We start from the raw sequence: 21421 nt of genomic DNA, 5'->3' as shown, positions 1-21421 counted from the left end.
GAAAGGCAATGTTTTTTAATAAAAAATATATCAAAGTAAATCACAACGAAGAACCAGAAAAAACACAGGCAGAAGAGCCAAAGCAGGAAGAGGTAAAGGAAACAGCACCTGTTGTAGAGACCGTTACCTGTAAAATCTGCAAAAAAGAACTGGATAAACAGCGTGTCATCAAAAATAAATATGTCTGCTACGAGTGCGGATATTATTTCCGTGTCCGCACAAAAAACCGTATTCGTATGGTGGCGGATGCAGGAACTTTTGAAACCTGGGATAATGATCTTAAGACCGAAAATCCGCTGAATTTCCCGGAATACGAAGAAAAAGTTGCTGCAACACAGGAAAAAACCGGATTAAACGAAGGCGTAACCATGGGAAGTTGTACAATCAACGGAGAGAAGACAGTTCTCGGTGTGATTGATGCCCGTTTCATGATGGGAAGTATGGGACACGTAGTCGGTGAGCGAATTACACGTGCAATGGAAAAGGCAACGGAACAGAAACTTCCGGTGATCTTATTCTGCTGTTCCGGTGGTGCGCGCATGCAGGAGGGCATTATTTCCTTGATGCAGATGGCAAAAACTTCTGCAGCCGTAAAACGTCATTCGGACGCAGGGCTTCTTTATATTCCGGTTCTGACAGATCCGACAACCGGTGGTGTGACCGCAAGTTTTGCAATGCTTGGAGATATTATCCTTGCAGAGCCGGGAGCGCTGATTGGTTTTGCCGGTCCGCGTGTGATTGAGCAGACCATCGGGGAAAAACTTCCGGACGGTTTCCAACGGGCAGAGTTCCAGTTAAAGCACGGATTTGTAGATGCGATTGTAGAGCGTGAAGAATTAAAAGATACACTTGGTAAAATTCTTCGTCTGCATCGTCCGACCGAAGGATATGCGAACTTTGATCCGGCACACGATGATGACCGTTATGAGCCGACGGAACTGATGCGTGAGAGAAATACGTTCTCCAAGCCATTGGAGCCATGGGATAAAGTCATGGCAGCACGTCAGATGAAGCGTCTGGCATCTGTCGATTATATGGGGCAGATTTTTGATGAATTCATGGAATTGCACGGAGACCGTTATTTCCGTGATGATCCGGCAATTGTCGGTGGTATTGCCTATCTGGATGGACAGCCGGTAACCGTGATCGGGGTGCATAAGGGAAAAGATTTAAAGGACTGCAAGGAACGCAACTTTGGTATGCCTTCGCCGGAAGGATACCGTAAGGCAATCCGTCTGATGAAGCAGGCAGAAAAATTCAATCGCCCGATCATTACATTTGTAAATACATCCGGTGCATATCCGGGAAAAGAAGCCGAGGAGAACGGACAGGGTGAGGCAATTGCAAGAAACCTTTATGAAATGTCCGGTATTCAGGTGCCAATCCTTTGCCTGATGATTGGCGAAGGCGGCAGTGGCGGAGCTCTTGCCCTTGCGGTTGGTAATGAAGTATGGATGATGGAAAATGCCACCTATTCGATTCTTTCTCCGGAAGGATTTGCTTCCATTCTCTGGAAGGATGGAAAACGTGCAAAAGAAGCGGCAACTGTCATGAAGATCACGGCGCAGGATCTGAAAGAACTGTCTGTTGTGGATAAGGTGATTCCGGAGTATGGCGGAGCGGATGACGATGCGCTGACTTCGATTGCGGCATGGATGAAAGGAAATATGAAAGAATTTTTACGTGCACAGAATGACAAGAGTGGTAAGCAGCTTGCACAGGAGCGGTATGATCGCTTCAGAAAGTTCTAATTGTTCCATAGAGGAGAATCATAAAATGAAATTTTTAGGAACCGGAAGTGCGCTTCCGAAAAAAGTTGTAAGCAATGATGACCTGGCCCAGGTTATGGACACTTCAGATGAGTGGATTCGTTCCCGTACCGGGATTGGCATGCGCCATATTGCAGTGGAAGAGACAACAACTTCCATGGCGGTAGAGGCGGCAGAGAAAGCACTTGCAGATGCAAAAATATCCGGATGTGAAATTGATCTGATTATCGCGGGAACCATTTCCCCGGATTACATATTTCCATCGCTGGCATGTGAAGTACAGGCTGCAATTGGAGCAAAAAGTGCAACGGCATTTGATCTGAGTGCGGGATGTTCCGGATTTTTATTTGCACTGGCTACGGCGGATGCCTATTTCCGTACCGGACGTTACAAACATGCACTGGTTATCGGGGCAGAAACCCTGTCAAAAATGATGAACTGGGCAGACCGCAGTACCTGTGTGCTTTTCGGGGATGGAGCCGGAGCTGCTGTAGTTAGTGCAGAAGGAAGCCAGTTGCTTTCCATGGTGCAGGGATCAGACGGAGCCGGTGGCATGGCACTGCATTGTGAGAACCGTCCGGTGAATAATCTTTACCGCCAGCTTGGTGCACAGCATTATGCGTTCACCCAGATGGATGGGAGAGAGGTTTATAAGTTTGCCGTGCGCACGGTTCCAAAGGCGGTCAGTGAAGCACTTGAACAGGCAGAACTTCCAATTGAAGATGTAAAATATTTTCTGCTTCACCAGGCAAATATCCGGATTATTGAGTCAGTGGCAAAGCGTCTGCATCAGCCAATGGAAAAATTTCCATGTAATTTACAGAAGTGTGGAAATGTTTCGGCTGCAAGCATACCTATTTTACTTGATAATGTCCACAAACATGGTATGATAAGCGGGGGCGATAAAATCGTATTAGCTGGATTTGGTGCCGGACTTACCTGGGGGGCATGTGCAGTCGAGTGGTAGGTCACACCAGATCATGAAGGAGTTTAACATGACGCTGGAAGAGACCTTAAATGATCTTCTTGTAAAATTATTCAAAGATATTCTGGAGATTGAGGCGAAAAGCCTGATCACAGAAGAGTTTAAAGACATTAGTTATAATGATATGCATATTATTGAGGCAGTGGGAATTGATGAGCCGCGAAATATGAAAACCGTTGCAAAACTGATGTCCGTTACAACAGGCACACTCACGAAAGCAATGGATGCCTTGTGTGAGAAAGGATATGTTGTCCGGGAACGGAGTACGCGGGATAAAAGAGTAATAAAGCTGCGCCTGACAGATAAAGGGAAAGCTGCCTATTATCATCACGAACAGTTTCACCGCCAGATGATTAAAAATGTTGCGGATGAGATGAACGATTCTGAAAAAGAGATACTTGTCTTTGCCCTGGCAAAACTGGTGGATTACTTTAAACTGACCTACTATGATACGGACGAGGAATCCGAATTCGTTGACTGGTCGAAAATAAGCAGGGATAAATAAAATATATACTTATTTAGTGTTATAACCGGGCGGCTCAGAATGCAAGTTTTGAATCGCCCTGTTTCATTTTGTACTCAAAAAGCTACTTTATTACGCCGTAGTGGTAGAAAATTACAATAATAAAGAATTTTCTATTGCAAAATCCTGCATTTTTCGTTACAATAAAAAAGGTTGATGTAGAAACAGACAACAGATTATGATCAGGACATGACGATTCGGGATTTTACTGGTTCCGGACGTTAAAAATTAATATTAAGGAGATAGAGAAATGGGTTATGTTGATGAAGTACTCGAAGTAGTAAAGAAGAAAAACGCAGATCAGCCTGAGTTTTTACAGGCAGTAACAGAGGTTCTTGATTCTTTAAGACCTGTGATCGATGCAAATGAGGAATTATACAGAAAGAATGCGATTCTTGAGAGAATCACAGAGCCGGATCGTCAGATCATGTTCCGTGTTCCTTGGGTAGATGATAACGGACAGGTTCAGGTAAACAGAGGTTTCCGCGTACAGTTCAATAATGCCATTGGACCATACAAGGGAGGTTTAAGACTTCATCCTTCTGTAAACCTTGGAATTATCAAATTCTTAGGTTTTGAGCAGATTTTCAAGAACTCTCTTACAACACTTCCAATCGGTGGTGGTAAAGGTGGTTCTGATTTCGATCCTAAGGGTAAATCAGACAGAGAGATCATGGCATTCTGCCAGAGCTTCATGACAGAACTTTGCAAATATATCGGAGCAGACGTTGATGTACCGGCCGGAGATATCGGAACAGGTGCAAGAGAGATCGGATTTATGTTCGGACAGTACAAGAGAATCCGTGGATCCTTCGAAGGAGTACTTACAGGAAAGGGTCTTACCTATGGTGGATCACTTGCCCGTACACAGGCTACCGGATATGGTCTGTTATATTTAACAAACGCATTATTAAAGGATAACGGAATTGATATCGCTGGCAAGACTGCTGCAGTATCCGGATCAGGAAACGTAGCTATCTATGCAATCGAGAAGGCTCAGCAGCTTGGTGTTAAGGTTGTTACATGTTCTGATTCTACAGGATGGATCTACGATCCGGAAGGAATCGATGTTGCACTTCTTAAGGAAGTAAAGGAAGTAAAGCGTGCACGTCTTACAGAGTATGCTGCTGCTAAGCCATCTGCAGAGTATCATGCTAAGCAGAACGGTGAGCACGGTGTATGGCAGTACAAGGTAGATCTTGCTCTCCCATGTGCTACACAGAACGAGTTAGACCTTGAGGATGCTAAGATGCTCGTTGCAAACGGTGTTACATCCGTAACAGAGGGTGCTAACATGCCTACAACTCTTGAAGCTACAAAGTACTTCCAGGAGAATGGTGTTCTCTTCGTAGGTGGTAAGGCTGCCAATGCCGGTGGTGTTGCTACATCTGCACTTGAGATGAGCCAGAACTCTGAGAGACTTCACTGGACATTCGAAGAAGTTGACGGAAAGCTTAAGGGAATCATGGAGACTATTTATGCTAACATCAGCGATGCTGCTAAGAGATACAATGCAACCGTTGGTGGAAAGACAGACTATGTGGCAGGTGCTAATATTGCCGGATTTGAGAAGGTAGTAGATGCTATGTTAGCTCAGGGTGTTTGCTAATTAAGAATTTCTAAGATAATATAAGATATTGAGAAGTCCTGGAAATGTTGAATTTCTGGGGCTTTTCTTTATGTATTGAAATGACAAAAGAATTGTCAGAATATTCATAAATAGAAGATAATTTACGTTGTTTTGAGGTCGTTATATACACGTGATACACAAGTGATATACAGGTGGTATATACTCGTTTTTACTGATTTTGGATAATTTTTTGAAGCATTTCATCCGGTGTTTTTCAAGATGATTCAAGCTGAATATGAGTGTAATGTTAATAATAAGAAACATCATAAGTGTATCCAGCAATCAGTCTCGATTTACTATTTTATATCTTGTTCACTTCTGTAAGAAGTTCTTCTAAAGTCTTATGGGTGTATGTTCCTTTGGTGGTGTCGTTCTTCATACTGTGTCCCATAATCAATTTGATACATACATCATTTGCTCCGGCATTGTCCATGAGTGAAGCAAAGGTGTGTCTGCCATTTGTGATTGTAGGCATTTAAGCACTGCTGCAGATCATTTGTCCTGATGGAAATAAATTTGCGGTCATGCAGCTCGCTGAAATGATGAAAAGCAATCTCATAATTTCGCCATGTGGAATCGCTAATCTGGTTCTTAAGCGATTTTCGGTATTTCTTCCATTTCTCGTACATCTCTGCAAAAGTAGGCGAGTCCGAGTATTTCATATGCTCCGGAACAACCGCACCGCTATTGTATTCAGCAAGGTAGGTGTACGCCATTTCCGGTTTGGAGAAATAAGCCAGGTAGGTGTATTTTCGCTTGACCTTCCCGGTATCATCTTCCACAAGTTTCGAGATGCGAACAGCGTAGGGCTTTCGTCGTTTGCCACCAAGCTTGATTACGCTGCCGTAAGAGTTTGGTAACTTCATATTTAACCTTCTTTCTGCATTTGTTCTAATTGTTTAAGGCAATACTCTGCATATTCCTTGTAGCGTTTTACTCTTGCAATTTCATCTGGAATATCAAAAGTATAAATGGACTTCGGAACCAGATCAGAACGTTTGGTAGGATTAGTCACCTTGTATGTAGATAGCTTATATTCTACAAAATCTTTTACTTCTTTTTCCAGTTCAGACAGTTTGGTTAATGGTATCTGGGCAACGTCTTTTCCAGTCTCATTTGAATAGACGTGGATCACGCCATCTTCAGCAAATTCTTTTACATCAACAGATCCGGTTGCAGTATCGAAGGAATCCTGTAAATGGGCTTCTTGAAGAAGTTCATATTCAACCGTATAGCCGATATCATACAGATAGGAGAGGACACCGTAATAAGGCTGTTCATATTTGTTAATGTAGTATTTGCGTATTTCAAAGGAATTGAAATAGTCATCAATGATTGCATTCACAAAATCATTGGTGCATTCGCAATATTGCATTAAATCTCCATTCTCATTAGGAATAAATGGGAAGTATCGGTTAAAGCGAAGTAAACGGTTTTAATGGAATTGTGTGTGCGCGTGTGGTAAAATGGTGTTGTTGAAGAAAACGGCATTTATCAAATATAATACCTCTCCCAACCTATGGTTGAGTTTGATAATTCCACTTACAGTTTGTGTACAAAAACTGATAAAAATTGTAAAGTGTAGCGTGAAAGGAGGCATATTGTAATGAATCAAATTGATACAGGGAAGTTTATTGCTAGTTGCAGAAAAGAAAAAGGTCTGACACAAGCACAATTAGCAGAAAAGTTAAACATCACTGACAGAGCTGTTTCCAAATGGGAGACAGGAAAATGTATGCCCGATTCATCTATCATGTTGGAACTTTGCAATATCTTAGATGTTACGGTCAATGAACTATTAAGTGGGGAGAGGATAGAAATGAATAATTACGAAGAAAAAGTCAGCGAAAATCTCATTGAATTAAAACGAAAAGATGAGAATAATATGAACAAGAATACTATAATATCAATAATATATACAATTACCATGGTTATTGGTATTCTAGTATGTTGTATATGTGATGTTGCTATTTCGGGCACCCTTACATGGTCACTTATTACACTTAGTTCTATTTTGATTACATGGATAGCATCTTTTCCTGTTATATTGTTAGGGAAAAAAGGTGTTTTGGTAGCGATGGTTGCCATTAGTATTCTCATTTTACCATTTATGTACATATTAAGTATTTTGATAAAAGTCAATGAAGTATTCAACATTGGTGCGATTATGTCCATTTATACACTAGTTTTTTTGTGGATAATTTATATTCTGTATTATCGACTCAAGGAACGAAAACTGTTGGCAACAGGAATTACATTTTTGTTTGCAATTCCGTTCACACTTTTGATAAATATTACATTATCAAAATTAATTGGAGAACCTGTGATTGATGTTTGGGATATATTATCCGTATTTATCCTGTTGATAGTATCAGTTGCTTTTATAATTGGAGATTATGCACGAAAAAAAGGTTTTGTAAGATAGGCTATTTTCTGAGTCGCTTGAAAATTCAAGGTTCAGAAGTTAAACGTTATTTGAAAAATGTTAGTGTGAGGTACATATATGGGAAAATGTTAATACTGACATTTGAAGACAGCGAGGAAGAAATACTAAACCATATAGTTTCTTTTGTCAGTACAGGAACGAAGGCATTTTAGGTGGTAGAAAATGCAAGAACAGAATTAAGATTCGATGGATTGGAAATAGATGTTACAAAACGTTTGGTAAGAAAGCAGAAACAGGAAATAGATTTGACCTTTACTGAATTTGAAATTTTGCATTTATTAGCAAGAAATCCGGGCAGAGTGTTTGTAATATCTGCTTTTTATATGGCTGATAATAATGGTTTACGGACTTTGCCAGAGAAAGAATATAAGAAAGCTGTAAAATTTCACGTTGAATTTTACAGCTTTCCTGCGTATAATATATAAGTGAAGAAGCTATATTGTAGTAGGAAAGGAAGTTGATTTTATGCCAAATATATTACCGGTATCAGATTTAAGAAATTATAATGAAGTGTTGAAAAATTGCCAGATTGGAGAACCCGTGTTTTTGACCAAAAACGGTAGAGGTAAGTTTGTGGTTATGGATATTGAGGACTACGAGCGTGAAAAAGCCGAAAAGAAGCTACTCATGAAACTGCAGGAAGCAGAAGAAGCTGTTAGGGATGAAAGTGCCTGGATGAGTTTGGATGAACTAAAGAAATCTGTCGGGGTATAGATATGATGAAATTGCGGATTAACCCTATTGTGGCAGAGGACTTGAAGAATATTAGAGAGTATATTGCTGAAGATAATGAAGAAATGGCGGTAAAGAACATCCAGGAGATATATGCTCGAATTGAAAATATACAGCAATTTCCGTACATGGGAGCTGATCTTGCTAAAAGGGTCAGCTTCCGAACGGATTATAAATATGTGATTTGCGGGAATTATGTCGTGCTATATAAGATTGGGGAAGAATATGTGGAGATTTACCGAGTGGTAAATCGATATCAGGATATTACGAAGATATTTCTTTGATGTGAAGAGGGGGATTTTATGAACAAAAATCTTTATAGTGGAAAATTGATAGCTGTTGATGGTCCTAATGGGGCAGGAAAGACTACAATTATACAAGAATTAAAAAAGAGTTGGAGAAACGGAGAATTGAAGCTTGTTTTACGAAAGAACCTACAGATAATGAATTAGGATGTTTTGTGAGGGAATATGCCGAAAGGTTTGATGGGATAAGTGTGGCATGTCTGGTTGCGGCAGATCGCTATCAGCATTTAAGGGATGAGATTGTGCCACAGTTAGAAAAGGGGAAAATTGTTATTACAGATAGATATGTTCTTTCTTCTTTGATTCTACAGAGGATGGACGAAGTAAGTGAAGAGTTTATTTTGGCGCTCAATAATGAGATTGTTCAGCCTGATTTACAGATTGCTGTTTTTGCTGATAGAGATGTAATACAGAATAGACTTAAGGAACGTAGTTGTCTAACTAGATTTGAAAAAGGTAATAAAACGAATAAAGAGTTGGAATATATGGAGAAAGGAATACAAGTATTACAAGAACAAGGGATTGATGTCTTTCAGCTTATTAATGATAATAACTTAGGGGATAGTGTTGCTAAAGTAACTCAAGCGATAATAAATTTGTAGGGAGGATTATTGATGAAAAAGTTTGTCCTAATTAATTCACCTTTATTTTGGGAGAGAACGAATGAAGAAGAAGAGTACTTATCTCCCTTGGGACTTGGATATATTGCAACTTATTTAAAAAAAGTTGGGTTAGAAGTATTGCTTCTGGATAGTGTGAAGGAAAGATTAGGAGTAGAGGATATTTTAAAACAAGTTTCTGAAATAAAGCCGGAGTTTGTTGGAATAAATGTTTTTACTCAGAACTATGAATTAGTACAGTATATAATAGAAAAAATGTCCATACAATGTGAATGCTTTGTAGGTGGTCAAGTTGTTAAGAGCATTTATGAAACTATTTTAGATTGGAAGACTAGTAATAAGGTGAATATTATTATTGGTGAGGGAGAACTTATTATTCCTGCGATTGTGTTAGAAAATTGTAAGGAAAAACCAATTGAGCATTTAGATAACAAGTTCGTATATAAGGTCGACAGGAACTCCCAATATTTTCCAGAAGATATATCAAAAATTTATTTGGATAGATCATTTTTGAAAAGTCCTGTAAACGATGCGTTTATGGGACTTTTCTTTTATACATGTAAAACTAATTATAAAGAAGTAGATGTGCAAAAAATGAGAATAAACGGTTGCGCGTTTGTGCAATTTTTCGTATTTTTTCTCAAAACTAGGAATATAGTACCGTAGAACTGACCAGAAAAACGCAGGAACTTTTTTCGACTTTGTGCACACTTATCCGGCCGTCCATGGTATTATAATAACCGTAAAAACCCCCCAATACATTATATAGTTTTTGCTATACCCCATAGTAAAAATACCTTCTCCTAAAAAGGCAGCGTTCGAAGCTGTCTTTTTTATTTTATAAAGTGCATCGTGTACGACCACATTCGGGAAAGGATGCAAATTGGGTATGAAAATAACCCACAGGAAACACATGTGCAAAAAACAGGAATAAACGGTTGCGCGTTTGTGCAATTTTTCGTATTTTTTCTTAAAACTGGGAATATAGTACCGTAGAACTGACCAGAAAAACGCAGGAACTTTTTTCGACTTTGTGCACACTTATCCGGCCGTCCATGGTATTATAATAACCGTAAAAACCCCCCAATACATTATATAGTTTTTGCTATACCCCATAGTAAAAATACCTTCTCCTAAAAAGGCAGCGTTCGAAGCTGTCTTTTTTATTTTATAAAGTGCATCGTGTACGACCACATTCGGGAAAGGATGCAAATTGGGTATGAAAATAACCCACAGGAAACACATGTGCAAAAAACAGGAATAAACGGTTGCGCGTTTGTGCAATTTTTCGTATTTTTTCTTAAAACTGGGAATATAGTACCGTAGAACTGACCAGAAAAACGCAGGAACTTTTTTCGACTTTGTGCACACTTATCCGGCCGTCCATGGTATTATAATAACCGTAAAAACCCCCCAATACATTATATAGTTTTTGCTATACCCCATAGTAAAAATACCTTCTCCTAAAAAGACAGCGTTCGAAGCTGTCTTTTTTATTTTGTTTTCACTTATACAAAATAACCAAAAACGAGTCATACTTTTTGTGAGGTTTGTGCACACTTTCGCAGGGGTTCATGCTATTATAATAACCGTAAAAACCCCCAATACATTATATATAGTTTTTGCTATACCCCATAGTAAAAATACCTTCTCCTAAAAGGCAGCGTTCGAAGCTGTCTTTTTTATTATCTGAAATTATTCAAAAATTTTATTCTGAAAGATATTTCCCCATGATGAATCGTGTATATAATAGTTGGAAACAGGAGGGCAGGCATGAAAAAAACAAATGACACTCCAATGGAAGATTTTCAGGCATTATATAACCGACAGGTGAATCGTGTTTATAGACTGGCGCTGGTTATGCTGGGCAGCCAAAGTGATGCTGAAGACATGGTACAGATGGTATTTCTGAAAGTCTGGGAGAAAAAAATAAGTTTCCGGGACACAGATCATGAAACGGCATGGATTCTGACCGCAACGAAAAATCAGTGCAAAGATGTACTGAAAAGTTATGAGCGGAAACATTGCGGTACACTCGAAGAGATGCCGGAACCGGGTATTGCATCGGAAAACCATATGGAAAATGTTGTGTGGCTGGCACTGGAGTCGCTGGAACCAAAATACCGGATTCTGCTGTATCTGTATTATTATGAAGGCTATTCCATACGGGAACTGACTGCGATTCTGAAACGAAAAGAAAGTACATTGCAGACGCAGCTTGCTGCAGGACGCAGGAAATTGAAAGAAGAGCTCAAAAAAGCAGGGGAGATTCCACAAAATTGGGAAAGGGAGGGAAAATAAAATGATGAGTGATCCTGAAAAATGGGAAGAAATTTTCAAATATACGATTGATCAGACGTCACCGGATCAGGAACGGAAAGAGCAGATGTGGAACCGGCTTCAGAGTACAATTTCAGGAAGAGGACAGAAGCGGAAGCAGGTCATACGATCCGGGTGGCAGCCACATGGCCGGAAAACATTTGCAGCGGCATTGGCTGGAACCTGTGTGATTGCAGTCTGCCTGTTGACCGGCGTAGGTGTCAATGCCGCAACGGATGGTGCATTATTGGATTCTATCCGGGAATTTTGCGGACTTCCGGTACAGCAGAAGAAAGCGGCAGACGAAGGATTGAAGCTGAAAAATGAAGTGTATGCACCGGAACTGGCAGGATGTTCTGAAAAATATGTGGTATTTGCCAATGAACGCGCACTGATAGTATATGGACGGCAGGAAAAAAAGCTTCTGGCGGCACTGGATCTGCAGGCAATGGACTGCAATTATTTTAATACCGACAGTATCCATACCCGTGCGCTGCTGCAGAAAGACACGATATATATTTTTAATGAGAAAAAGGAACAGCAGCCAACGCAGATGTATGTGTATGATCTTAAAAAGACTGATGTATCATCCGCGCTTTCCGTGACGGAGGATGTTCGAAAACTGGAACTGGTTTACCGGGAGTGGAAAACGTTTTCCGCAGAAAATTCCCTGGACACATTTTCTGGTATGGCAGACGGGGACTACTGGAACAGTCTGATAAATTCCGGTAAAGATGGGAAAGAAACGGGCGTTTACAGTCAGCAGTGTATTGTATGGACGGATAGGGCTGGCAGACAGTACCGCAGTGCTTTAGTTATTATCGGTGGAGATGATTATGAACTGTATTCCTGCCCGGCGGATGACACGGAGAAAATTTCGAAGGAAAAGCTTTTGGTACAGACGTATTCTGATGAGATACAGACGGAAACTGCGACGGAAGAGAATACGCAGCATACAGGACTGCCGGAATTTGCTTATCAGGGAGACGATGAAATTATGAAACTTGTCTGTGATTACATGATTAAAAACAGAAACGAGTATGAATATCTGGAAAACGGTGGAATTTATATTTATGTGCCGGAGCCGGTCATTGTGAAAACAGTCAGAACCGGAAATGATCTGTTTATTTTTGGGAATTTCTGGTGGGAAACATACTACCGGAACGGAAATACGCTGATGAGTGACAGTGGAAGTGAAATGCCTGCACGGTTACATTTTGTTTCGTATGGAAATGGCAGTTATATTTTTAAGGATAAAGAAGTGGCAGGGGACGGATCTTACTATGGCACAAGTATTCGTGAATTCTGCGAAGGATATCAGGTAGATCCGCAGAAACTGATGGATACCGCGGAGGCACATAAAAAAATTCGTATAAAAATGCTTCGTGATTATGTAAAGCAGAATCATCTAGACATCCAATATTACAAAGATTACGGCTGGGATCCGGTGGCACTGGATAAATAATAAAAGAAAAAGGACTTGTCACAGAATAAAAATTATGCTATAATTCCAAATTGTCAGAGTGCTTTGCATTCTGATGGAAATGGGCAGATTCCCGAGTGGCCAAAGGGGACAGACTGTAAATCTGCTGCAAATTGCTTCGGTGGTTCGAATCCACCTCTGCCCATTCTTTTAAGACCGACATTGTGTCGGTCTTTTTTTGTGCAGATTATTAAAAAATGAAATAAGGTATTGTTGGAAAATCTTAAAAAGAATGGGCACAAAGCATAAGCAATTATGCGGATAAAATAATAAAATATTGTCAGTCGCGGTGCGCACAGCGCGCAGTAGATTCACGCTCGATCAGCTTAGGACGCAGCAGCGTTTTGCTGATCGGGATGTGATGGATCAGGGAATTTAAAATATCGTAAGCACAACGGCCAAGCTCGTTGCGTTCCTGACGGATTGTGGTAAGCGGCGGGTCAAAAGTGGCAGCAATGGATATGTCGTCAAAACCAACAACACTGACGTCTTCCGGCACGCGGAATCCGCGCTTCGTACATTCGTCAATGACACCTTTGGCAATCAGGTCATTGCCGCAGACCACGGCAGTGGCACCGGCGGAAAGAAATCCGGGAACATGATATTTGGCACTGTCGGATACATAGTAGCCGTAAGCTGTCAGATCCTTCTGTACAGGAAGTGAGGCAGCAGCCATAGCACTTTCAAAGGCCTCCTGCCGCTGGTCAGAAACCAGTGAGTATAAGGAACCGTTTAAGAATGCAATGTTTTTATGCCCGAGATTAACCAGATGATTTACTGCCATGGTGATGCCTTCGTAGCTGTCGGTTCCAAGATAGCAGACATTTGGATTTCCAGAGATGAAATTGTCAAAAAGCACAGTTGGCATGGTAGTGTTTTCCAGCTGCTTGATCCAGGAATCATGCAATGCAAGACCCATCAGAAAGGCTCCGCAATAGCCGTTTTTCAACAGAAAGGTATCGTATTTTTCCTCTTCCTGAAATGCCGGGGTGATGGGAAGAATATCAACATCCCATTTGCGGCGGAACGCATTCTGTTTGAAGCCGAGAACTATGTCATATCCGAATTCATCAATTGTTTCGTAATTCATGTTTTCTATGAAAATGCAAAGCTTGCGGTTTTCCACTTTCTTGGAACGCTTGGTGCTGTATCCCATCTCCACAGCGGTATCGAGAACCATCTGCCGCAGCTCATCACTTATGTCACTTGCGCCGTTTAAACCTTTGGAGACTGTGCTTACAGAAACTCCAAGACGATTGGCAATATCTTTGATTGTAGCCATATATTTTCTCCTGTGATTTCTTATGTTTAAATGATTATAAATCAGTTTGGGAAACTGTGCAATTCTTTCTCAAAAAAAGTTTCGAAAAAACAGAGCAATAATGTTGTGAATATATACAAAAACACGATATAAAATACGTGAAAAGTGGGGAAAATGGTGTCCGAAAACGCAAAATCATTGACAAAATGACGTAGAGAAACTAAAATTAAGACAGATACGAAAAAACACGAAACAATCCGAAAAGATTTTTAGATGGTTTTTCCAATAATCCGAAGGAGAATTCGTGATTTAAAAGACGGGGTGAAGAATCTTGGAAGGACAGGAAGTAGCAAGAGGTTCCGGAATCCTTCTTGCAGTATCAAGCCTACCGTCAGAGTATGGTATTGGCACTCTGGGTGATGCAGCGTTCCATTTTGTGGATCTGCTGGTGGATCTGAAACAAAAGTACTGGCAGGTGCTTCCTGTCGGACCTACAAGTTTTGGGGACAGCCCATATCAGAGCTTGTCGGCATTTGCCGGAAATCCTTATCTGATTGATCTGGATCAGCTTGTCAGAGAAAAGCTTCTGACGCCGGAGGAAATCCAGAGCTATTACTGGGGAACACAGAAATCTGCCATTGATTATGCAGCACTCTTTGAAAACAGGACGCTGGTTCTGCAGAAAGCATTTGGTCGGTTTGACGAACACGAACCGGAATTTCAGCAGTTTGTAGAAGAAAACAGGGACTGGGTCGAAGATTATGGACTGTATATGGCACTGAAAGTATCCAATGGAAACCAGAACTGGCAGAGCTGGCCGGAAAATATTCAAAAAAAACAACCGGTTGCGCTTGCAAAGTGCCGAAAAGAGATGTATAATAACATCATGTTTTGGGTGTTTTGCCAATACAAGTTCTTCCAGCAGTGGGGAAAACTTAGGGAATATGCCAACAGCAAAGGAATCCAGCTGATCGGAGATGTACCATTTTATGTGGGAAAGGACAGCGTGGATACCTGGATGCATCCGGAACAGTTTTTACTGGATGAGAATGGCGAAGCTGCTTATGTGGCAGCTGCAATTCCGGATAAGTTTTCCGAAACAGGTCAGGTATGGGGAAATCCACTGTATAACTGGCCTCTCATGCAGGAGGATGGGTTTTCCTGGTGGAAACGAAGAATGCAGATCAGTACAAAGCTCTTTGATGTAATCCGGATGGATCATTTCATCGGATTTGTCAAAAATTATATGGTTCCAAGAGATGCCACGGATGCTTCAGGCGGACGGTGGATGAAGGGACCGGGGCGCAAACTGACCGACGCTTTGAATTCCGTTTTGAATGGAACAACAGTGATCGCCGATGATTACGGCGGCAAGGCATTGATACCGGGAGTAAAAAAACTCCTTGCAAAGACAGGGTGGCTGAACACAAAAGTTTTGATGTTCGCATTTGACGGGGATCCGTCCAATGAACATCTGCCACATAATTATCCGGGAAGCCACACAGTGGTATACGCGGGAACGCATGACAATGATACGATTGTAGGATATTTCAGGGACAAGACAGAATATGAACTGGCTTATCTGTATGAATATCTCAACATCAGCAGTCAGGAAGAAATCCCGGATGCACTGATCCGGTGTGCATATGCAAGTATTGCAGACATCGCGATCATACAGATGCAGGATTTGCTGAAACTCGGGAACGAGGCAAGAATGAATGCACCGTCTACCGTGGGGTATAACTGGCGGTGGAGATTGAACAAAGAACAGCTCGCGGAAAGCCGCCGGGCGTGGATACGAAATCTTGCGGCGGTATACCGCAGATGACGCAGAAATTACGATATAGAGCGCAGAGGCGCTTTATATAGATACTTTTGAACTATCATTTTTGAAAAAAGGAGAGGAAAACGATGAAAAAGAAAGTATTAGCAGCAATGCTTGTCGCAGCAATGACAGCTACAATGTTCGCTGGATGCGGCAACAAGGACAACGGAGCATCCAATGATGGAACACAGGCAGCAAACAATGGAAGCACTTCCGAGTCAGCAGAACCAGTTGATGTAAAACTTACTGTTATGGGACCTTCCGAGGATCAGGATGATGCACAGGGGGCATGGTTAAAGACAGAGTGTGAGGCATTTAACGAGGAACATCCGGAGTGGAACATTACATTTGATTATGTAACATGTTCAGAGTCTGATGCAAAAGACACCGTATTACAGGATCCTGCAAGTGCAGCGGATGTATTCATGTACGCAAATGACCAGATTGCTGATCTGGTTGATGCCGGAGCATTAACAAAGCTTGGTGGAGATGCAGCAGAATATGTTAAGAGCTCTAACTCAGAAGCTATGGCAGCAACTGTTACATACAACGGAGATATTTATGGTGTTCCTTATACATCAAATACATGGTTTATGTATTATGATAAGAGAGTCTTCTCAGAAGATGATGTAAAGAGCCTTGATACAATGCTTGAGAAAGGAAAAGTTTCTTTCCCATTTGACAACGGCTGGTATCTTGCTTCCTTCTATGCAGCAAACGGATGTACAATCTTCGGAGATGGTACAGATGCATCTAAGGGATATGACTTCGGCGGAGACAACGCTGTAGCAGTAACAAAGTACATTGTTGACTTATTCAACAACAAGAATTTCGTAATGGACAATAACGATGGATCCCTTGGTCTTGCCGGATTAAAGGATGGATCTGTAAATGCTTACTTCAATGGTAACTGGAACTATGATGCAGTAGTTAAGAACCTTGGTGAGGAGAACGTTGGTGTTGCAGCCCTTCCTACAATCAACGTTGACGGAAAAGATTGCCAGCTGAAGGCATTCCTTGGTTCTAAGGCTATTGGTGTTAACCCGAACTGCAAGAATCAGGAAGTTGCTGTTAAGCTTGCTGCATACTTAGGAAGCGAAGACGCACAGTTAAAGCATTTTGAGTTAAGAAAGCAGGCTCCTGTTAATACAACCCTTGCTTCTAACGAAGAAGTTGCTAAGGATGCAGTTGCAGCAGCTATGGCAAACGTAGCAACAAATTGCTCTATCGCTCAGCCAATCATCCCAATGCAGGCTTACTGGGATGCAGCTACACCATTCGGTGATGCATTCGTACACGGTGCTGAAGGACAGATCACAGCAGACAATGCTAAGGAAAAGACAGAAGCATTCAACGAGCAGTTAAACAGCTCACTTACAGAGTAATCTTTTTCCAAAAGGAAAAGACAGAGAAACAATTCCAAGGTTCTGGGGGACTCCCCGGAATCTTGGAATACATGAGTCTATAAATATGGCATAGAGCAACATGTGCCGGGAGGATAAGTATGATAGGTGCAAACAAAAAGAAGTCGGACTTCGCTACACCGTACACTGTATCCAATGCGCTTACGAAGGGCGGGGCTGCAGTTAAGTTATCAGCGCTTATAATGGGATTGGGAAATATCGCCCACAAGCAGATTATCAAAGGTTTAATTTTTTTGGCAATTGAGATTGGCTATATTATGTTTATGGTCAATGCAGGTGCATATTATCTTTCCATGCTTCCTTCATTAGGATGGAGAAAACAGGAAGAGGTATTTAATGAACAGAAACAGATATATGAGTATGTACAGGGTGACAATTCCGTATTGTTGTTGTTATACGGTGTTGCTACGATTGCGATCACTCTTTTATTTATTTATATGTGGGCTGAAAATTTAAGAAGCGCATATATGGCAGAGTGCCTCGCAAAAGAGGGGAAAGAAATCAATTCTTTTGGCAAGGATGTCAAAAGTTTATTTGATAAAAATTTATACAAGACATTAATGTTTCTCCCATTGATGGGAATTCTTATTTTTACAGTTTTACCATTGTTATTCATGATTCCAATGGCATTTACCAATTATTCTACGATCAACAAGCATCTGACCTTGTTTGACTGGGTTGGATTGGCGAACTTTAAGACGGTACTTGGACTTGGCGGAAAGATAGGCAAGACATTCTGGCGGGTTTTAGGCTGGACCATTGTATGGGCTGTATTTGCTACATTCTTATGTAACTTCTTAGGACTGATCCTTGCAATTGTAATCAACCGCAAAGAAACACATTGTAAAGCATTCTGGCGTACCTGTTTTGTTATTTCCATTGCAGTGCCACAGTTCGTATCCTTACTGGTTATGAGACAGATGCTTCAGGAACATGGGGCGGTCAACAACCTGCTGATGGAGTGGGGGCTTATCCAGAATCCACTTCCGTTCTGGACGAATACGATGTGGGCGCGTGTATCGGTTATTTTGATTAACTGCTGGGTTGGTATTCCATACACCATGCTTCAGGTTACCGGTGTATTGCAGAATGTACCGGCAGAGTTGTATGAGGCAGCCAAGATTGATGGTGCCAATGCCGCACAGATTTTCCGCAAAATTACATTGCCATATATTATGTTTATTATGGGACCATACATCATTACACAGTTTACAGGTAACATCAATAACTTCAACGTTATCTACCTGTTATCCGCAGGTAAGCCGACTCCGGTTGGTGAAACAGCGGGCAAGACGGATCTTCTGGTAACATGGCTGTACAAGTTAACGGTTGATTATCAGTATTACAACATCGGTGCCGTGATTGGTATCTTAACATTCGTAGTTCTTTCTATTGTGGCATTAGTCACCTACAGAAATACGAAAGCATACAAAGATGAGGAGGGATTCATGTAATGAGCAGTGCAAAAGTAAGCAAACGCCCTATGACCGCTGGCCGGGCAAAGAAAATTGCAAAAAATTCATTGGTACATATAATCCTTGCCATCCTGGTAGTGATCTGGTTATTCCCGATTTTCTGGATTATCATGACAAGTTTGCGAGGGGAAAGTGGTGCATATACCGCATACTTCTTCCCAAAAGAACTGACATTTAATAACTATAAGAGACTCTTTACGGAGACAACATTGTTGAACTTCCCGAGAGCTTTTATGAATACGCTGATCATTTCCATTTTTTCATGCTTGATTTCAACGACATTCGTACTGAGTGTATCTTACTGTATGTCAAGACTGCGCTTTAGAATGCGTAAAACATTTATGAATCTGGCAATGATCCTTGGATTGTTCCCGGCATTCATGTCCATGGTTGCAGTATACTTTATTTTAAAAGCAGTTGGACTGACCGATGGAAGTGGGCTTCGTATCGCTCTGATTCTGATTTATTCTGCAGGATCTGGTGTTGGATTTTATATCGCAAAGGGATTCTTTGATACGGTACCAAAGTCTCTGTCAGAAGCAGCGATTCTGGATGGATGTAATCAGTTCCAGGTATTTTACAAGATCATCCTTCCGCTCAGTAAACCAATCGTTGTATATACGATCCTTACGGCATTCCTTGCTCCATGGCTTGACTTCGTATTTGTACGTGTCATTGTTGGACCAAAGGATAAGTATTGGACGGTATCACTTCTCCTGTACAATATGCTGGAGAAAGAGTTTGTAAACGGATGGTTTACAAGATGGGCTGCAGCCGCAGTTATTGTGTCTATCCCGATCTCTATTCTCTTCGTATTTATGCAGAAATTCTATGTAGATGGTCTGACAGGCGCTGTAAAGGGTTAATGATGAAAGATAGAAAGCCGGTGGTCGTTTGACCACCGGCTTTTTTCATCCGATGAAGAAAGGAAAGGTTATGAAAAAAAGAATTTTGTCGGCAGTTGTTGTGCTGGTGCTTTTTGCCGGGGTGCTTGCAGGCTGTATTTCGGGGAACGGTACACAGGATGCAAAATTAAATATCATTGATGATAATTACCGTAATTACTATGAAATTTTTGTCGGCTCCTTTTATGACAGTGATGGGGACGGCATGGGGGATTTAAAGGGTGTGGAAGAAAAGCTGGATTACATCTCAGATCTGGGATGCAACGGAATCTGGCTCATGCCGATCATGCCTTCCCCAACCTATCATAAATATGATACAACGGATTACGAAGCGGTGGACGAGGCATATGGTACGGCGGATGATTTTAAAGAGCTGGCAAGTGCGTGTCATGAAAAAGGTATCCGGCTGATCATTGATGTGGCAATGAATCACAGTTCTTCCCAGCATCCATGGTTTACACAGGCATGTGAGTATCTTGCAGGTCTGAAGGCAGGAGAAAAACCGGACGATACGGTGTGTCCGTATGTGGATTACTATCATTTTTCTGACAAGCAGGAGGGAACAACCTACTATGCAGTGCCGGGAAGCAGCAGCTGGTGGTATGAGGGATCCTTCTGGTCGGAAATGCCGGATCTGAATCTGAAAAGCCCGGCAGTACAGAAGGAATTTGAAGAAGTTGCGGATTACTGGATAGATCTTGGTGTGGATGGGTTCCGGATGGATGCGGCCATGCATTATGAAGAAAATGCAACCAATGCGAATTGTGATATTTTAAATAAATTATACACATACTGTAAAGAAAAAAATCCACAGTTTTATATGGTATCTGAAGTGTGGGCGAGTGAGAATGTCATTGCGGATTATTATGCGAGTGGAACACCAAGTATGTTCAATTTTGATGCAGGAACGGCAAAAGGAGCACTGGTCAATGCGGTAAGAAAGGGCGATCCGGTAAGCCTTGTGAATTCCATGCTGAAATATCAGAATGATTTCTCCGCAAAAAATCCGGATTATATTGATGCACCGTTTTTGTCCAATCACGATATGGCAAGGATTGCCAATACGCTGGTGAATGATCCGGATAAGATTAAGACAGCAGCAGGTCTTCTGATGACAATGAACGGCAGTCCGTTTGTTTATTATGGGGAAGAAATCGGCATGAACAGTTCCGGAACAAAGGATGAAAATAAGCGTATTCCGATGGTGTGGTCAAAAACTGACATCACAGGAATGACAAAGGGACCGGCAGATATGGATGCCGGCATTGAATCTCCGTTTCCGGCAGAAGATGAACAGGAAAAGGATAAGGATTCTATCTTAAGTTACTATAAAAATGCGCTTCGTCTGCGGAATCAAAATCCGGAAATTGCAAGGGGAACCATAGAAAAAGTAGAAAGTCTGTGTAAAGATTCACAGGCGGCAATCACGAAAACGTATCAGGACAGTACCATCGGAATTGTGTATAATCTTGGGGAAGGAAATGATACGGTTGACCTGAAAGGAACAGCACTTGAAAATATGAATCTGGAGGGAAGCTTGACACTGAAGGAAGAGACGGTACAGCTGAAAGATGGGAAACTGGAGATGCCGCCATGCAGTATTGTTGTGTTAAAATAGTAAAGTATAACAAATCATAGTAGTTTTAAGTTGAGTTTTTTGTCAGATTGTAGTATATTATCTATATTATAGGTGGGGGAGAAATCGTCTGAATTAACGGA

At 41.3% G+C, this 21421-nt stretch carries 20 protein-coding genes and 1 tRNA gene; 18 read left to right on the top strand and 3 right to left on the bottom strand.

Annotated elements, in window-relative coordinates; translation table 11 throughout:
- Window positions 1-8: 8 nt before the first annotated feature.
- The 4 genes from DXD06_RS02415 (at window position 9) to gdhA (ending at window position 4886) form a co-directional block, all read left to right on the top strand.
- On the top strand, window positions 9-1751 hold the full coding sequence (locus DXD06_RS02415; RefSeq protein WP_117830521.1) for an acetyl-CoA carboxylase carboxyltransferase subunit alpha: 1743 nt from the start codon (window positions 9-11) through the stop codon (window positions 1749-1751).
- 25 nt (window positions 1752-1776) lie between these two features.
- The gene (locus DXD06_RS02410; protein ID WP_117830520.1) at window positions 1777-2736 is read left to right on the top strand and encodes a beta-ketoacyl-ACP synthase III; all 960 of its coding nucleotides are present in this window, start codon (window positions 1777-1779) and stop codon (window positions 2734-2736) included.
- A gap of 28 nt (window positions 2737-2764) precedes the next feature.
- The gene (locus DXD06_RS02405; RefSeq protein ID WP_022046891.1) at window positions 2765-3259 is read left to right on the top strand and encodes a MarR family winged helix-turn-helix transcriptional regulator; all 495 of its coding nucleotides are present in this window, start codon (window positions 2765-2767) and stop codon (window positions 3257-3259) included.
- A gap of 268 nt (window positions 3260-3527) precedes the next feature.
- Complete coding sequence (gdhA, locus tag DXD06_RS02400) at window positions 3528-4886, top strand: NADP-specific glutamate dehydrogenase (protein ID WP_117830519.1); 1359 nt, start codon at window positions 3528-3530, stop codon at window positions 4884-4886.
- 431 nt (window positions 4887-5317) lie between these two features.
- On the opposite strand, the gene DXD06_RS17370 is transcribed toward gdhA, so the two are convergent.
- Window positions 5318-5773 (bottom strand): hypothetical protein, encoded by a 456-nt coding sequence (locus tag DXD06_RS17370; RefSeq protein ID WP_243000832.1) that lies wholly within the window; start codon window positions 5771-5773, stop codon window positions 5318-5320.
- A gap of 2 nt (window positions 5774-5775) precedes the next feature.
- Complete coding sequence (locus DXD06_RS02385; RefSeq protein WP_243000831.1) at window positions 5776-6282, bottom strand: hypothetical protein; 507 nt, start codon at window positions 6280-6282, stop codon at window positions 5776-5778.
- A gap of 231 nt (window positions 6283-6513) precedes the next feature.
- Between DXD06_RS02385 and DXD06_RS02380 the strand changes: the two genes are divergently transcribed.
- The 9 genes from DXD06_RS02380 (at window position 6514) to DXD06_RS02335 (ending at window position 12957) form a co-directional block, all read left to right on the top strand.
- Window positions 6514-7332, top strand: coding sequence for a helix-turn-helix domain-containing protein (locus DXD06_RS02380; RefSeq protein ID WP_021984720.1), 819 nt, complete (start codon window positions 6514-6516; stop codon window positions 7330-7332).
- 173 nt (window positions 7333-7505) lie between these two features.
- Window positions 7506-7778: a hypothetical protein gene (locus tag DXD06_RS17365; protein WP_243000830.1), complete on the top strand. Its 273-nt coding sequence runs from the start codon at window positions 7506-7508 to the stop codon at window positions 7776-7778.
- Between the two features lie 40 nt (window positions 7779-7818).
- Window positions 7819-8067, top strand: coding sequence for a type II toxin-antitoxin system prevent-host-death family antitoxin (locus DXD06_RS02370; protein ID WP_055194703.1), 249 nt, complete (start codon window positions 7819-7821; stop codon window positions 8065-8067).
- Between the two features lie 2 nt (window positions 8068-8069).
- Window positions 8070-8369 carry a type II toxin-antitoxin system RelE/ParE family toxin gene (locus DXD06_RS02365; RefSeq protein ID WP_117830517.1) on the top strand — a complete coding sequence of 100 codons (300 nt, stop codon included), beginning with the start codon at window positions 8070-8072 and terminating at the stop codon, window positions 8367-8369.
- Between the two features lie 98 nt (window positions 8370-8467).
- Entirely contained in the window at window positions 8468-8992 is a 525-nt protein-coding gene (locus tag DXD06_RS02355) for a dTMP kinase (protein WP_117830515.1), read from the top strand.
- 12 nt (window positions 8993-9004) lie between these two features.
- Entirely contained in the window at window positions 9005-9676 is a 672-nt protein-coding gene (locus DXD06_RS02350; protein ID WP_117830514.1) for a cobalamin-dependent protein, read from the top strand.
- 1107 nt (window positions 9677-10783) lie between these two features.
- Complete coding sequence (locus DXD06_RS02345; RefSeq protein WP_055068331.1) at window positions 10784-11311, top strand: RNA polymerase sigma factor; 528 nt, start codon at window positions 10784-10786, stop codon at window positions 11309-11311.
- A 1-nt stretch (window position 11312) separates the two neighbouring features.
- Entirely contained in the window at window positions 11313-12794 is a 1482-nt protein-coding gene (locus DXD06_RS02340) for a hypothetical protein (protein WP_117830513.1), read from the top strand.
- 81 nt (window positions 12795-12875) lie between these two features.
- Window positions 12876-12957 (top strand) — tRNA-Tyr (locus DXD06_RS02335).
- A 135-nt stretch (window positions 12958-13092) separates the two neighbouring features.
- On the opposite strand, the gene DXD06_RS02330 is transcribed toward DXD06_RS02335, so the two are convergent.
- On the bottom strand, window positions 13093-14094 hold the full coding sequence (locus DXD06_RS02330) for a LacI family DNA-binding transcriptional regulator (protein WP_055068329.1): 1002 nt from the start codon (window positions 14092-14094) through the stop codon (window positions 13093-13095).
- Window positions 14095-14404: 310 nt separating this feature from the next.
- Between DXD06_RS02330 and malQ the strand changes: the two genes are divergently transcribed.
- The 5 genes from malQ (at window position 14405) to DXD06_RS02305 (ending at window position 21320) form a co-directional block, all read left to right on the top strand.
- Window positions 14405-15901: a 4-alpha-glucanotransferase gene (gene malQ / locus DXD06_RS02325; RefSeq protein ID WP_243000828.1), complete on the top strand. Its 1497-nt coding sequence runs from the start codon at window positions 14405-14407 to the stop codon at window positions 15899-15901.
- 83 nt (window positions 15902-15984) lie between these two features.
- Window positions 15985-17283, top strand: coding sequence for an extracellular solute-binding protein (locus DXD06_RS02320; protein WP_117830511.1), 1299 nt, complete (start codon window positions 15985-15987; stop codon window positions 17281-17283).
- A gap of 119 nt (window positions 17284-17402) precedes the next feature.
- Window positions 17403-18776, top strand: coding sequence for a carbohydrate ABC transporter permease (locus DXD06_RS02315; protein WP_199535191.1), 1374 nt, complete (start codon window positions 17403-17405; stop codon window positions 18774-18776).
- Window positions 18776-19663, top strand: a complete 888-nt coding sequence (locus tag DXD06_RS02310) for a sugar ABC transporter permease (protein ID WP_117830510.1) — start codon at window positions 18776-18778, stop codon at window positions 19661-19663. Before DXD06_RS02315 ends, DXD06_RS02310 begins: the two co-directional genes overlap by 1 nt.
- 70 nt (window positions 19664-19733) lie before the next feature.
- Window positions 19734-21320, top strand: a complete 1587-nt coding sequence (locus DXD06_RS02305; protein ID WP_117830678.1) for an alpha-amylase family glycosyl hydrolase — start codon at window positions 19734-19736, stop codon at window positions 21318-21320.
- The last annotated feature ends 101 nt before the right edge of the window (window positions 21321-21421 follow it).

Source organism: Roseburia sp. TF10-5 (genome assembly GCF_003462365.1).
GTDB lineage: Bacteria > Bacillota > Clostridia > Lachnospirales > Lachnospiraceae > Roseburia > Roseburia faecis.
Note: the sequence above shows the minus strand (reverse complement) of the source record. Positions and strands in the feature narration are given on the sequence as shown.

Bases quoted from the DNA above. Each gene is read 5' to 3' on its own strand.
- DXD06_RS02415 (WP_117830521.1), top strand. From the start codon at position 9: ATGTTTTTTAATAAAAAATATATCAAAGTAAATCACAACGAAGAACCA.
- DXD06_RS02410 (WP_117830520.1), top strand. From the start codon at position 1,777: ATGAAATTTTTAGGAACCGGAAGTGCGCTTCCGAAAAAAGTTGTAAGC.
- DXD06_RS02405 (WP_022046891.1), top strand. From the start codon at position 2,765: ATGACGCTGGAAGAGACCTTAAATGATCTTCTTGTAAAATTATTCAAA.
- gdhA (WP_117830519.1), top strand. From the start codon at position 3,528: ATGGGTTATGTTGATGAAGTACTCGAAGTAGTAAAGAAGAAAAACGCA.
- DXD06_RS17370 (WP_243000832.1), bottom strand. From the start codon at position 5,773: ATGAAGTTACCAAACTCTTACGGCAGCGTAATCAAGCTTGGTGGCAAA.
- DXD06_RS02385 (WP_243000831.1), bottom strand. From the start codon at position 6,282: ATGCAATATTGCGAATGCACCAATGATTTTGTGAATGCAATCATTGAT.
- DXD06_RS02380 (WP_021984720.1), top strand. From the start codon at position 6,514: ATGAATCAAATTGATACAGGGAAGTTTATTGCTAGTTGCAGAAAAGAA.
- DXD06_RS02370 (WP_055194703.1), top strand. From the start codon at position 7,819: ATGCCAAATATATTACCGGTATCAGATTTAAGAAATTATAATGAAGTG.
- DXD06_RS02365 (WP_117830517.1), top strand. From the start codon at position 8,070: ATGATGAAATTGCGGATTAACCCTATTGTGGCAGAGGACTTGAAGAAT.
- DXD06_RS02350 (WP_117830514.1), top strand. From the start codon at position 9,005: ATGAAAAAGTTTGTCCTAATTAATTCACCTTTATTTTGGGAGAGAACG.
- DXD06_RS02345 (WP_055068331.1), top strand. From the start codon at position 10,784: ATGAAAAAAACAAATGACACTCCAATGGAAGATTTTCAGGCATTATAT.
- DXD06_RS02340 (WP_117830513.1), top strand. From the start codon at position 11,313: ATGATGAGTGATCCTGAAAAATGGGAAGAAATTTTCAAATATACGATT.
- DXD06_RS02330 (WP_055068329.1), bottom strand. From the start codon at position 14,094: ATGGCTACAATCAAAGATATTGCCAATCGTCTTGGAGTTTCTGTAAGC.
- DXD06_RS02320 (WP_117830511.1), top strand. From the start codon at position 15,985: ATGAAAAAGAAAGTATTAGCAGCAATGCTTGTCGCAGCAATGACAGCT.
- DXD06_RS02315 (WP_199535191.1), top strand. From the start codon at position 17,403: ATGATAGGTGCAAACAAAAAGAAGTCGGACTTCGCTACACCGTACACT.
- DXD06_RS02310 (WP_117830510.1), top strand. From the start codon at position 18,776: ATGAGCAGTGCAAAAGTAAGCAAACGCCCTATGACCGCTGGCCGGGCA.
- DXD06_RS02305 (WP_117830678.1), top strand. From the start codon at position 19,734: ATGAAAAAAAGAATTTTGTCGGCAGTTGTTGTGCTGGTGCTTTTTGCC.